Below are 12,292 nucleotides of genomic sequence, written 5' to 3'. Positions count from 1 at the left end.
CCTGACCGGACCGACTGGCGGCGGGCAACGGCGGCGGCGTGGGCGGCTCAGGTCACCGGACAGATGGCGCTGGACATGCGGCCGAGGTCGACGTGAAGTCGACCTACCAAGGCGGTTCCGGCACCAGACATGGCAGAAGCGTCGCATGCCGAGCTTTCTCGCGTCCACCACCGTCCGGAATATGAACAATTGTGTCTCATCTGATGAGACAATCAGACCGCCGGGCGGGTCCGGTCCACGATCGCGGCGAGAGCCAGGCCGGTCGGCAGCGTACCGAAGGTGGAACCCCGGTCGCCGCCCAGGCGGGAGAGGCAGAACGCGTCGGCGACGGCCGCCGGGGCGTGCCGCAGCAGCAGCGACGCCTGCAGCAGCAGGGCCAGCCGCTCCACCACCCGGCGGGCCCTGGTCTCCAGCTCGGCGGGGTCGGCCAGCTCGGTGAGCAGTTCCTTCAGCGCGGCGTCGAAGTGCCGGTCGGAGCCCTCGGCCAGCCGCAGCTCGGCCAGGAAGACCTCCACCACCTGCGGCTCCCGGGCCAGCACCCGCAGCACGTCCAGGGCGTTCACATTGCCCGAGCCCTCCCAGACCGAGTTCAGCGGGGACTCGCGGAACAGCCGGGGCATCCCCGACTCCTCGACGTAGCCGTTGCCGCCCAGGCACTCCAGCGCCTCGGCGGCGACCACCGGACAGCGCTTGGTAATCCAGTATTTGGACACCGCGACCGCCAGGCGGCGGAACTCCCGCTCCGGCGCGGTGTCCGCGTCGAAGGCGGAGGCCAGCCGCAGCGCGGTGGCGGTGGCCGCCTCGGACTCCAGCGCCAGATCGGCGAGGACGTTGCGCATCAGCGGCTTGTCGACCAGCGGGCCGCCGAAGGCGCTGCGGTGCGCGGCATGGTGCGCCGCCTGGGCCAGGGCCTGCCGCATCAGCGAGGTGGAGCCCAGTACGCAGTCCATCCGGGTGGCCGCCACCATCTCGATGATGGTCGGCACCCCGCGCCCCTCGGGGCCGAGCCGCTGCGCCCAGGTGCTGCCGTCGAACTCGATCTCGGAGGAGGCGTTGGAGCGGTTGCCCAGCTTGTCCTTGAGCCGCTGGATCCGGAAGGTGTTGCGGCTGCCGTCCGGGAGCACCCGGGGCAGCACGAAGCAGGTCAGCCCGCCCGGGGCCTGCGCCAGCACCAGGAAGACGTCCGACATGGGGGCGGAGCAGAACCACTTGTGGCCGGTCAGCGCGTACTCGCCGTCCGCCGCCAGCGGCTCGGCCCGGGTGGTGTTGGCGCGGACGTCCGAGCCGCCCTGCTTCTCGGTCATCCCCATCCCGGCCAGCACGCCGCGCTTGCGCTGCGGAGCCCGCAGCCCGAAGTCGTACGAGCGCGAGGTCAGCAGCGGCACCCACTGCTCGGCCAGCGCCGGGTCGGTGCGCAGCGCGGGGACGGCGGCGTGGGTCATCGAGACCGGGCAGCCGTGCCCGTACTCGGCCTGCGACCACACCATGAATCCGGCCGCCCGGCGCAGATGCCCGTCCGGACGGGTCCAGGCGTCGCCGGTCAGCCCGGCGGAGACGGCACGGTCCATCAGCGAGTGCCACGCAGGATGAAACTCGACCTCGTCGATCCGGTTGCCGTAGCGGTCGTGGGTGCGCAGCACCGGCTCATGGGTGTTGGCCAGCTCGCCCCAGTGCTGCGCCTCGGCCGAACCGGCCGCCCGCCCCAGCTCCCCGAGCTCGCCGTCGATCTCCGCAAGCCGCTCCGGCGCCGCGTACCGGGCCACGCCCTCGCGCAGCGCGGCGTCGGCCCCGTAGACGTCGTAGTCGACCAGTGGCGGGGCCTGGTTGGTGACCTCGTGGGTGCTCATGTCAGCCACCGTAGTTCGCTCCTCGTTGCTAGCCCAGTCTGAACCGGGCTGCTGTCCGGATCAGGCCGGGGGAGAGCCGGCCCAGCACCCGGGCGGCCTTGGCCTCCACCGTCACCGGGACGAAGGGGCGGTCGTCGGCGACGGCCTTGACGATCGCGGCGGCGACCTTCTCGGGCGGGAAGTTGCGGCGGGCGTAGAGCCCGCTGACCCGGCGGCGCTGGGCGGTCTGCTCGGCGTCGTCCAGTCCGGAGAAGGTGGTGCTGCGGGTGATGTTGGTGTTGACGATGCCCGGGTAGATCGCCGACACCTTGATGCCCTGTCCGGCCAGCTCGGCGCGCAGGCAGTCGGAGAGCATGGAGACCCCGGCCTTGCTGGTGGCGTAGGCGGCCAGCATCCGGGACGGCAGGTAGGCGGCGGCCGAGGCCAGGTTGACGATGTGTCCGCCCTCGCCGCGGGCGGCCATCAGCGCGCCGAAGGCACGGCAGCCGTGGATGACGCCCCAGAGGTTGACGTCCAGCACCCGCTTCCACTCCGCCTCGGTGGTCTCCAGGAAGCTGCCCGAGTGCCCCACGCCGGCGTTGTTGACCAGCACGTCGGGCACCCCGTGCTCGGCCGCGACCTTGGCGGCCAGGGCGTCCATGGCGGCGCCGTCGGAGACGTCCACCTGGTAGGCGTGGGCGGTCGCGCCCAGCAGCCGGGCCAGCTCGACGGTGCGCTCGGCGGACTCCAGGTCCCGGTCCAGCAGCACCACCTCGGCGCCGCGCTCGGCGAAGGCCAGCGCGGTGGCCCGGCCGATGCCGCTGCCGGCGCCGGTCAGCACCACCAGCCGGCGCGGGGCCCTGGGCAGCGCCGGCCCGCCCTCGTGGTGGGCGGTGAACTCGCGGACCATCCGTGCCACGGTGGTTCCCTTCTCCAGCAGCGCTCCCCAGTGGCCGACCGGGATGGTGCGCTGCCACAGCTGCGGCGCCCATCGCTCCAGGCCCTCGGTCAGCGCCGGACTGACGTAGTTGTCCTCGGTGAGGGTGATCGTCTGCACCGGTACCAGGGTCGGCCGCTGCCCGGGGTTCAGCAGCCGGGGCAGCATGTTGGCGCGGTAGAGCCCGATGCCCCGCACCGCGTCTCCGGCCAGCTCCCGGGCGGACCGGGGGTCGCCGGCTCTCGGGGTGACCCCCTCGACCAGGCGCAGCACCGAGTCCCAGCGGGCGGCCAGCCCGTGCTGCCAGGCGAGTGGTGCCAGCCCGGGCAGGTGGAATGCGACGATGTACCAGGAGTGCGCAGCCTGCCCGGCCAGCTGGGCGAGGTGACGGGGCGTCGGCCTGGCGAAGCGGTGCCGGGCCCAGTGGCCGATGTGGTCCAGGCAGGGCCCGGAGATGGAGGTGTAGGAGGCGATCCTGGCCTCCGCGCCGGGGCGGGTGACCGCCTCCCAGGACTGGATCGAGCCCCAGTCGTGCGCCACCACGTGCACCGGCCGGTCCGGGCTGACGGCGTCCGCGACGGCCGTCAGATCGTCGGCGAGGTGCTCCAGACGGTAGTCGCGGACCCGCTCGGGCCGGCCCGAGCCGCCCGCCCCGCGCACGTCGTAGCGGACCACGTGGTGGTCGGCGGACAGGTCGGCGGCGACGTCGTCCCAGACCCGGTGGGTGTCGGGGTAGCCGTGCACCAGGACCACGGTGGGGTGGGCCGGGTCACCCTCGGCGTGGACCGAGAGCGGCAGCCCGGAAGGTCCGGTGACGGTGAGGTGACGGGCGGCGGCGGTCATCGGCTCTGCTCCCAGCGCCGCACGTGCGGCAGGTCGTCGTCCAGCCAGTAGGCGTCGTCCTCGGTGACCACCAGCAGCTCCTCGAACTTCAGCCCCACGTCCCGGAAGCCCACGTGCGGCTCCACCGCCCACAGCCCCGGCGTCGGCGGGTGCTGCGAGGAGCGGCCGTCGGCCCAGAGCGGGCTGCGGCCCTGGACCCGCTCGCTGACCAGTTCGCGGCCCAGCGTCTGCAGGGTGCGCACGCCGAAGCCGAACAGGTTCACCCCGGCCGGGCCGCGCTGGACCGTCCTGGTCACCTGGTGGCCGATCACCCGGCCCGGGTAGACCCGGTGCCGGTTGTCGTAGCCGTGCTTGGCGATCAGCGCGTCCACCGAGGCGTACACCTCGTTCAGCGGCCGCCGGGCCCGCACCTCACGGAGGATCAGCTCGCGGTACTCGCGCAGGTCCTGGGCGATCATGTCCCAGATCGGGTTGTCGCCGACCTTCCCGGAGTAGCCGATGTCGGCCGTGTAGCCGTCCACCACCGGGGCGCAGTCCAGGACGAAGCACATGCCCTCCTCCAGCCGCCGGCCGCTGGCGAAGAACTGCAGCGGGGTGCGGAAGCGCCGGAAGGCGGTGCGGTCGCCGAACCAGGCGAAGGGGATGTGGAAGAAGTCCTGGACCCCGGCCGCGACCAGTTCGCGCCGCAGCCGGTCGGCGGCCTCCCGCTCGGTGACCCCGGGGGCCAGCCAGGCGGCGACGCTCTCGGCGCAGCCGTAGGCGAGCTGCTGCAACTCGCGGAACCGGTCCAGGTCCTGGTCGTCGTAGGGGAAACGGGGCGGGCTCTTCACCGCTGTGGTCATCGAGGTCATCGGGGTCATCGGGTCATCCGTCCAGTTCGAGGCATTCGCCCTCGGGGGCGCGGGACACGCAGACGAGCATCTGGCCCTCGGCCCGCTCCTGGTCGCTGAGCCTGCGGTCGCGGTGCTCGACCGTACCGGCCGTGACGCTGCGCCGGCAGACGCCGCAGAAGCCCTGGCGGCAGGAGTACGGCGTGGCCGGGTCGTGGTCGCGGAGCACGTCCAGGGCGGAGCGGTCGGCGGGGACGGCCAGGGTCACCCCGCTGCGGCGCAGCCGCAGGGTGAACGGCCGGCCGTCCTTGACCGGGGCGGCGCTGAAGCGTTCGAAGTGCAGGGCTCGGGCGGGGGAGTCGTCGAACGCGGCGCGGACCGCGTCCAGCATCGGTGCCGGGCCGCAGACGTAGACCGCGGCGCCGGGGGCGGGGGCGTGGCCGAGCAGTTCGGCGGCGTCGGCCGGTCCGCCGTGCTCGTCGTCGGAGCGGAACACCACACGGCTGCCGTCCGGGTCGAGCGCGGCGAGTTCGGCGGCGAAGGGCATGGAGGCGCGGGAGCGCCCGGTGTGGACCAGCCGCCAGTCCAGTCCGCGCCGGGCCGCCTCGCGGGCCATCGGCAGCAGCGGGGTGATACCGATGCCGCCGGCGATCAGCAGTACGGCCGGGTCGGCGGCGAAGGGGAAGGCGTTGCGCGGGTGACTGACCGTCAGTCCGCTGCCGACGGCGAGGTCCTGGTGGACCTCCAGGGAACCGCCGGCGCCGCCGTCGATCCGGCGTACCGCGATCCGGTAGCTGCCGCGGTCGGCCGGGTCGCCGTTGAGCGAGTACTGCCGGCGCAGCCCCGAGGGCAGGTCGACGTCCAGGTGGGCGCCGGGCTGCCAGCCGGGCAGCGGGCCGCCGCCGGGAGCGGCGGGGCGCAGTTCCAGCGAGACCACGCCCTCGGCCTCGACGGTGCGGGCGGCCACCACGACCTGGAGCAGCGCCGGCGTCAGCGGTAGCGGGCCGCGGCGGCCGTAGCGGTTCCTGCGGGTGCTGACGGGCAGGTACAGGCGGGTGGCCCGGTCCAGGAAGCGCATGAAGCGGTCGTCGCGTCCGCGTCCGTACAGGTCGGGCGGGGGCGGCAGCGGGGTGGGTTCGGGGCTCATGGGATGGCGTGGTCCTCGGGGTCGGTCCGCGGGGGTCGGTGCGCGGTTCGGTGCGCGATCAGTGCGCGGCGGCGCGGGCGGCCGGGGAGCTGCCGAGGTAGGCGACGGCCTGCCGGGTGGAGCCCTCCTGGGTCGGGTGGTAGTCGCGGCGCAGGTAGCGGGCGGCCGAACGGGCGGCCCTGCCCAGGTGCGGCAGCAGCCCGCGTCCGGACGCCGCGGTGTACGCCCGCCAGCTGGGCCGCGCCGCGCCGGGCCGCAGCGTCGGATCGTTGGCCATCAGGAACCGGACGCCGCGGACCCACAGCTGCACCAGCACCGGGCCGGTGATCGCCATGGCCCGGATGCGTCGGGCGTATCCCGGGTCGAGGTGCCGGAGCAGGTCGAAGGCGACGCTGCGGTGCTCCACCTCCTCGGCGCCGTGCCAGCGGAGCAGGTCCAGCATCACCGGGTCGACCCCGGCCCGGTCCAGCCCGTCCGCGTTCAGCACCCAGTCGCCGAGGAAGGCGGTGAAATGCTCGATGGCGGCGATCACGGCGACCCGTTCGATCAGGTTCTCCCAGGCCGCCGTGCCGGTGAGCTCCGGGTGCTCGCCCAGCACCCGCTGGAACAGGTACTCGGCCTGCCGGGTGTAGGGGCGCGGGTCCAGCCCCTTGGCGAGCAGGTGGTCCAGCACGCCCTGGTGCGCCTCGGCGTGGATCGCCTCCTGGCCGACGAAGCCCAGCACCTCCTCGCGCAGCCGGTCGTCGCGGATCAGCGGCAGCGCCTCCTTGAAGGTCCGGACGAACCAGCGCTCGCCCTCGGGGAGCAGCAGGTGCAGCACATTGACGACATGGGTGGCCATCGGCTCGCCGGGGATCCAGTGCATCGGCAGCGCGTTCCAGTCGAACTGCACGTTCCTGGGCTGCAGGACCAGGTCGTGGTGCTCGCCGTCCCCGGCCGGGCTGTGGGGCATGGGTCCTCCCTGACCGATGTCTTATTGATGCTTACTCAACAGTAGGGTCTATTGAGGACAAGTCAATAGACTGTGCACATGGTTCGTTCCGCCGGCTCCCGGCTGTCTCCCGCCGATCGCAAGACGCAGATCCTCGCCGCCGCCCGCGGTCTGCTCGAACGCCGCAGCATCGAGGACCTGTCGGTGGAGGCGGTGGCCGACGAGGTGGGGGTCTCGCCCGGGCTGCTGTTCCACTACTTCGGCTCGCAGCGCAGGCTGCGGCACGCGGTGCTGCGTGCGGTGGCCTCGGAACTGCTCGACCACGTCCGCCCCGACCCCGCGCTCACCCCCTCCGCGCAGCTGCGTTCCGGTATCGACACCTTCGTCGAGCAGGTCTCCCGGCACCCCTCGGTCTACCTCGCCGTGGTCCGGCTGACCACCACCGGCGACAACCCGGAGATGAAGGCGCTGCACCGGGCCATGCGGACCACCTTCACCGAGTGGATCACCGAGGGGCTGGTGGCGGCCGGGATGCCGCCGAACCCGTCGGTGGCGATGGCGGTGCACGGGTGGCAGGCCTTCATGGAGGAGGTGGTGCTGGCCTGGCTGGACCAGCCGACGGCGGAGCGGATGGACCGCGCCGAGCTGGTGGAGCTCTGCCACCGGGCCTGCTACCAGCTGGTGATGGTGGCCCTGGACGACCCCGAGGCCTGGGAGCGGATGCTGCCGGCGCTGCGGGCCTGAGCGGGGCCGGGTGCATCCCGTTCCTGTTCTTGGAGGGGTCATAACTTCGGCTTATGCACTCATAGACCGGGGCCGGGTACTGTTCCTCGATCACTCTTAGGCATGCTTACCCTTACCGGAGTCTCGTCTGCCGTCCAGATCGAAGGAAACGCCACATGCCTCGCCCTCTGCGGGTCGCCATCGTCGGAGCCGGCCCCGCCGGCATCTACGCCGCCGACGCCCTGATGAAGTCCGACGTCGCGGCCGACCCCGGTGTCTCCATCGACCTGTTCGAGCGGATGCCGGCCCCCTTCGGACTGATCCGCTACGGCGTCGCCCCGGACCACCCGCGGATCAAGGGCATCATCACCGCGCTGCACCAGGTGCTCGACAAGCCGCAGATACGTCTCTTCGGCAACATCGACTACCCCGGTGACCTCAACCTGGACGACCTGCGCCAGTTCTACGACGCCGTCGTCTTCTCCACCGGCGCCAGCGCCGACCGGGCGCTGAACATTCCCGGCATCGAGCTGGACGGCTCCTACGGCGCCGCGGACTTCGTCTCCTGGTTCGACGGCCACCCGGACGTCCCGCGCACCTGGCCGCTGGAGGCCGAGAAGGTCGCCGTGCTCGGCGTCGGCAACGTCGCCCTGGACGTGGCCCGGATCCTCGCCAAGACCGGGGACGAGCTGCTCCCCACCGAGATCCCGGCCAACGTGCACGAGGGGCTGGTCGCCAACAAGGCGCTGGAGGTGCACGTCTTCGGGCGCCGCGGGCCGGCCCAGGCCAAGTTCAGCCCGATGGAGCTGCGCGAGCTGGACCACTCGCCGAACATCGAGGTCATCGTCAACCCCGAGGACATCGACTACGACGAGGGCAGCATCGCCACCCGCCGCTCCAACAAGCAGGCCGACATGGTCGCCTCCACGCTGGAGAACTGGGCCATCCGGGACGTCGGCGACCGCCCGCACAAGCTCTTCCTGCACTTCTTCGAGTCCCCGACCGAGGTGCTCGGCGAGGACGGCCGGGTGGTCGGGCTGCGCACCGAGCGCACCGAGCTGGACGGCACCGGCAATGTGAAGGGGACCGGCAGGTTCACCGACTGGGACATCCAGTCCGTCTACCGTGCCGTCGGCTACCTCTCCTCCGAACTGCCCAAGCTGCCCTGGGACGAGGAGACCGGCACGGTGCCGCACGAGGCCGGACGGGTCGTCGAGAACGGCGAGCACCTGGCCTCCACGTACGTGACCGGCTGGATCAAGCGCGGTCCGGTGGGCCTGATCGGCCACACCAAGGGCGACGCCAACGAGACCGTCGCCAACCTGCTGGCCGACTTCCAGGCCGGGAGGCTGGCGGAGCCGGCTGCGCCGGAGGAGGACGCGGTGACGGAGTTCCTGGCGTCGTCGGGGGTGCGGTACACGACCTGGGACGGGTGGTACCGGCTGGACGCGGCCGAACGGGCGCTCGGAGAGGCGCAGGGGCGGGAGCGGGTGAAGATCGTTCCTCGTGAGGGGATGTTGGACGCTTCGGGGGCGTAGCGGGGTGGGGGCGGGGCTGTGACGCCTGTGCACGGAGGTGCGTGGTTTGTCGCGCAGTTCCCCGCGCCCCTTGGTGTGTGCCTGGTCGGGGTCTGCTGGTTGGATACTCTCTGAGGGTGCAACCAGCAGGCGAAACGCCACCCCCCAAGGCCCGGCACAGAGCCAGGCCGTCCCGGCGCGCCGGTGGGCGGCGGGCGGGTGCGCCGTACCGGACGATCGCCTGGCAGCTGGTCAAGGACACCACCAACACCTGCATGGAGTACCGGGTGACCGGGCTCGCCGCCGAGGTCGCCTTCTTCACGCTGATGTCGGTGCCGCCGCTGCTGCTCTGCGTCGCCGGGACGCTGGGCTACCTCAGCGCCGGCACCATCAAGGTGCTGGAACAGGACATCCTCAACGCGGCGGCGACCGTGCTGTCCCCCTCCTCCATCGATCAGACCGTCAAACCCCTGCTGAACAGCGTCTTCAGCTCCGGCCGGCCCGACCTGATCTCGATCGGCTTCATGCTGGCGCTCTGGTCCGGCTCCCGGGCGCTCTACGTCTTCGTCGAGACCGTGACCATCATGTACGGGCTGGAGGGCAAGCGCGGGATCATCCACACCCGGATGCTGTCGCTGGGCCTCTACATCGTCGCGCTGATCGTCGGCACCATCGTGCTGCCGCTGGTGGTGGCCGGCCCCGGGCAGGTGGTCGACGCCTTCCCGGAGTCGGCGGGGCTGGTGCACGCGCTGTACTGGCCCGGGGCGATGGTGCTGTCGGTGGTCTTCCTCACCACCCTCTACCACGTGGCCGTCCCGGTGCGGACGCCGTGGAAGGAGGACCTGCCCGGGGCCCTGGTCGCGCTGCTGGTGCTGGTGATCGGCAGCGGGGTGCTGCGGTTCTACCTGGTGCACGCCGTCGAGGGGCCGACCGTGTACGGGTCGCTGGCCGCGCCGGTCGCGGTGCTGCTGTGGATCGGCGTGACCGCGATGGCGGTGCTGGTCGGCGCGGCGATGAACGCCGCCATCGACCGGATGTGGCCCAGCCGCGAGACCGCGATGGCCAGGGCCGAGAACGAGCGGGCCCGCGAGGAGGCCGCTGCGGAGTTGATACGCCGCGCCGAGGCGCGCCGGGCGGCGGTGCGCAACAAGGCCGCCAACCCGGCGCCGGAGGGCGAGGAGGCGGAGGGCGAGGCCCCGTCCGAGTACCCGGAGCGCTGGGCCGACTTCCTGGCGCCGACCAACCTCCGCGACCGGATCCAGTCCAGGAAGATCCGCCGCCGCAACCCCTACCCGCCGCCCGAGGACCCGAAGGACCAGCGCAGGCGCGGCGGCTGGGAGCGCGGCCGCCGCAGCCGCGGGCTCTGACCCCGGGTCAGGCCCGGATGTCCGGATCCTGCTGCGTCACCCGGCCGGAGATGGAAAGAATGTACGCATGGGTGACGGGTGGATCGCGCTGATCGCGGCCGGCGCAGCAGTCGCGGGCGGCCTGGTGACCGGGGGGTTCACCCATGTCGCCGGCGCCCGGCGGGCGGACGCGGTGCTGGAGGCGGTGCTGACGGCCTTTCGGGACCAGCGGACCGCCCGTGAGCTGGAGCTCAGGCGTGGCGCTTACGCGGACTTCCTGGCCGCCGCCGAGGTACTGGTGCTGACCCGCAGGACCCGGGTCGGCGACGCCTCCGACCTGCCGGCGCTGCGCCGCGCCTTCGCCGCGGTGCTGCTGGCGGGACCTCCGGAGGCGTGCGGCGCCGCACGTGAACTGGTCGACCTGCTCGGCACCGGGCACGGCTCGCTGGACCAGGTCGAGGCCCGCAGGGAGGCCTTCGTCGAGGCGGCCCGGCAGGCACTGCGCCCGGGTGAGGTCGTCCGCGCTTAGACCGCCGTCCGCCTGCTCGGTCACACCGGGAGCCGCTACTCTCAGCGTCCGTACAGGCTGACCAGACGACGGGGGAGCTGACCGAGTGAGCAGTGTGAGTACGGGGTCCGTGGGGACGGGCCGGAAGAACCTGGTGCTGACCGCGATGATCTTCGCGGTGGCGATGACCTTCATCGACCAGACGATCGTCTCGATCGCGGCACCGAAGATCCAGAGCGAGCTCGGGTTGTCGAGCACCGGGATGCAGTGGGCGGTCAACTCCTATCTGCTCACCATGGCGGCGCTCTTCGCCTACGGCGGCCGGCTGGCCGACACCGTGGGCCACCGGAAGATGGTCACCATCGGGGTGATCGTCTTCGCCGGCGCCTCAGCGCTGTGCGGGCTGACGCCCAAGGGCAGCCTGGCCGAGACCTGGATCGTGGCCTTCCGCGCGCTGCAGGGCGTGGGCGGCGCGATCATGTACCCGGCGGCGCTGGCCATCGTGGTGAACACCTACGAACTGCGCGAGCGCGGCCGGGCGCTGGCCCTCTTCTTCGGCATCGCCGGCGGTCTGACCGCGGTGGGGCCGCTGCTCGGCGGCTACCTCAGCGCCTGGACCTGGCGGGCCATCTTCTGGGTCAACATCCCGATCGCGCTGATCGCGCTGGTGCTGATCGTGCTGTCCAAGCCGGAGACCCGGCACCGTCCGGCGCCGATGGACTACCGCGGCCTGGTGCTGATCGCCGCCGGGGTCGCGCTCAGCGTCTTCGGCTTCCAGCAGTCGAACATCTGGGGCTGGAGCAACCCCGGCATCGGCCTGAGCATCGGCCTGGGACTGCTGCTGCTGGTGGTGTTCTTCCGCTACGAGAAGACCGTCGCCTCGCCGCTGATGAACGTCTCGATCTTCAACAACCGGGCGTTCGTGGTCCAGAACGTCATCCTGGGCGTCGCCATGATGGTGTTCGTCCCGATGTTCTTCTTCGCCAGCGAGTACGCCGCCGTCGGCCTGGACGAGAAGCCGTCCCAGGCCGGGGAGAGCCTGCTGTACTTCTTCCTCGGCTTCGTCGTCGCCGCGCAGATCGGCGGGCGGATGCTGGACCGGGTCGGCGCCAAGCGCCCGGTCGTCATCGGCTGCGCCGTCGCGGCGGTCGGCTTCTACCTCTGGGCCCAGCGGTTGACCACACTCGACTTCAACAAGGAGATGTGGATGATCGTCATCGCCGGTGCCGGGATGGGCCTGATGATGGGCCCGGCCAACACCGACGCGGTCAACCGGGCCTCCAGCCTCTCCTACGGCGAGGCCACCGGGATCACCCAGACCGTGCGCAACTACGGCTCCAGCCTCAGCCTGGCCATCCTGGGCACGGTGATGGTCACCGAGACCCGCTCGCACCTGGTCTCCTCGCTCACCGCCCAGGGCCTGACCCACGCCGAGGCGGTCAAGGCGGCCGACGCCAACTCGGGCACCGGCTCCGGCGGCAGCACGGCGGGCATCCCGCACTTCGTCCGGCTGGACTTCGCCCGGGCCACCCAGACCGTCTTCTACATCATGGCCGGGGTGATGGCGGTGGCCTGCCTGGTGGCGCTGTTCGGCCTGCGCCGCGGACTCCAGGAGCAGCCGGAGCCCCAGGAGTCCGACGAATCGGCCGTCACCGCTGCCTGACGGACACTCAGAACTACTGCG

11 protein-coding genes are annotated in these 12,292 nt (G+C 72.1%); 5 read left to right on the top strand and 6 right to left on the bottom strand.

Features of this window, described 5'->3' with window-relative positions; translation table 11 throughout:
• Positions 1–47 precede the first annotated feature (47 nt).
• The 6 genes from ABUW04_RS34185 to ABUW04_RS34160 form a co-directional block, all read right to left on the bottom strand.
• On the bottom strand, positions 48–131 hold the full coding sequence (locus ABUW04_RS34185) for a putative leader peptide (RefSeq protein WP_332262522.1): 84 nt from the start codon (positions 129–131) through the stop codon (positions 48–50).
• Positions 132–212: 81 nt separating this feature from the next.
• Positions 213–1,847, bottom strand: a complete 1,635-nt coding sequence (locus ABUW04_RS34180) for an acyl-CoA dehydrogenase family protein (RefSeq protein ID WP_380568321.1) — start codon at positions 1,845–1,847, stop codon at positions 213–215.
• Between the two features lie 28 nt (positions 1,848–1,875).
• Entirely contained in the window at positions 1,876–3,606 is a 1,731-nt protein-coding gene (locus tag ABUW04_RS34175; RefSeq protein WP_380568320.1) for an SDR family oxidoreductase, read from the bottom strand.
• Positions 3,603–4,457 carry a M24 family metallopeptidase gene (locus ABUW04_RS34170; RefSeq protein ID WP_380568371.1) on the bottom strand — a complete coding sequence of 285 codons (855 nt, stop codon included), beginning with the start codon at positions 4,455–4,457 and terminating at the stop codon, positions 3,603–3,605. Before ABUW04_RS34170 ends, ABUW04_RS34175 begins: the two co-directional genes overlap by 4 nt.
• 13 nt (positions 4,458–4,470) lie before the next feature.
• Positions 4,471–5,583, bottom strand: a complete 1,113-nt coding sequence (locus tag ABUW04_RS34165) for a PDR/VanB family oxidoreductase (RefSeq protein ID WP_380568319.1) — start codon at positions 5,581–5,583, stop codon at positions 4,471–4,473.
• 58 nt (positions 5,584–5,641) lie between these two features.
• A complete protein-coding gene (locus tag ABUW04_RS34160; protein WP_380568318.1) occupies positions 5,642–6,535 on the bottom strand; it encodes a metal-dependent hydrolase in 894 nt (297 codons plus the stop codon).
• A gap of 78 nt (positions 6,536–6,613) precedes the next feature.
• Between ABUW04_RS34160 and ABUW04_RS34155 the strand changes: the two genes are divergently transcribed.
• The 5 genes from ABUW04_RS34155 (at position 6,614) to ABUW04_RS34135 (ending at position 12,271) form a co-directional block, all read left to right on the top strand.
• The gene (locus tag ABUW04_RS34155) at positions 6,614–7,258 is read left to right on the top strand and encodes a TetR/AcrR family transcriptional regulator (protein ID WP_380568317.1); all 645 of its coding nucleotides are present in this window, start codon (positions 6,614–6,616) and stop codon (positions 7,256–7,258) included.
• A gap of 155 nt (positions 7,259–7,413) precedes the next feature.
• Complete coding sequence (locus ABUW04_RS34150) at positions 7,414–8,775, top strand: FAD-dependent oxidoreductase (RefSeq protein WP_380568316.1); 1,362 nt, start codon at positions 7,414–7,416, stop codon at positions 8,773–8,775.
• Positions 8,776–8,891: 116 nt separating this feature from the next.
• A complete protein-coding gene (locus tag ABUW04_RS34145; RefSeq protein WP_380568315.1) occupies positions 8,892–10,121 on the top strand; it encodes a YihY/virulence factor BrkB family protein in 1,230 nt (409 codons plus the stop codon).
• Positions 10,122–10,188: 67 nt separating this feature from the next.
• Positions 10,189–10,629, top strand: coding sequence for a hypothetical protein (locus ABUW04_RS34140; protein ID WP_380568314.1), 441 nt, complete (start codon positions 10,189–10,191; stop codon positions 10,627–10,629).
• 85 nt (positions 10,630–10,714) lie between these two features.
• Positions 10,715–12,271 carry an MFS transporter gene (locus tag ABUW04_RS34135; RefSeq protein ID WP_380568313.1) on the top strand — a complete coding sequence of 519 codons (1,557 nt, stop codon included), beginning with the start codon at positions 10,715–10,717 and terminating at the stop codon, positions 12,269–12,271.
• Positions 12,272–12,292: the final 21 nt, after the last annotated feature.

The organism is Streptacidiphilus jeojiensis (assembly GCF_042510965.1).
In the GTDB taxonomy this organism is placed as follows: Bacteria; Actinomycetota; Actinomycetes; order Streptomycetales; family Streptomycetaceae; genus Streptacidiphilus; species Streptacidiphilus jeojiensis.
The sequence above is the reverse complement of the archived record's forward strand: the minus strand, read 5'-3'. Positions and strand labels throughout refer to the sequence as shown.

Coding starts and splice junctions, on each gene's coding strand:
- ABUW04_RS34185 (WP_332262522.1), bottom strand. CDS start 131: ATGTCTGGTGCCGGAACCGCCTTGGTAGGTCGACTTCACGTCGACCTC.
- ABUW04_RS34180 (WP_380568321.1), bottom strand. CDS start 1,847: ATGAGCACCCACGAGGTCACCAACCAGGCCCCGCCACTGGTCGACTAC.
- ABUW04_RS34175 (WP_380568320.1), bottom strand. CDS start 3,606: ATGACCGCCGCCGCCCGTCACCTCACCGTCACCGGACCTTCCGGGCTG.
- ABUW04_RS34170 (WP_380568371.1), bottom strand. CDS start 4,457: ATGACCTCGATGACCACAGCGGTGAAGAGCCCGCCCCGTTTCCCCTAC.
- ABUW04_RS34165 (WP_380568319.1), bottom strand. CDS start 5,583: ATGAGCCCCGAACCCACCCCGCTGCCGCCCCCGCCCGACCTGTACGGA.
- ABUW04_RS34160 (WP_380568318.1), bottom strand. CDS start 6,535: ATGCCCCACAGCCCGGCCGGGGACGGCGAGCACCACGACCTGGTCCTG.
- ABUW04_RS34155 (WP_380568317.1), top strand. CDS start 6,614: ATGGTTCGTTCCGCCGGCTCCCGGCTGTCTCCCGCCGATCGCAAGACG.
- ABUW04_RS34150 (WP_380568316.1), top strand. CDS start 7,414: ATGCCTCGCCCTCTGCGGGTCGCCATCGTCGGAGCCGGCCCCGCCGGC.
- ABUW04_RS34140 (WP_380568314.1), top strand. CDS start 10,189: ATGGGTGACGGGTGGATCGCGCTGATCGCGGCCGGCGCAGCAGTCGCG.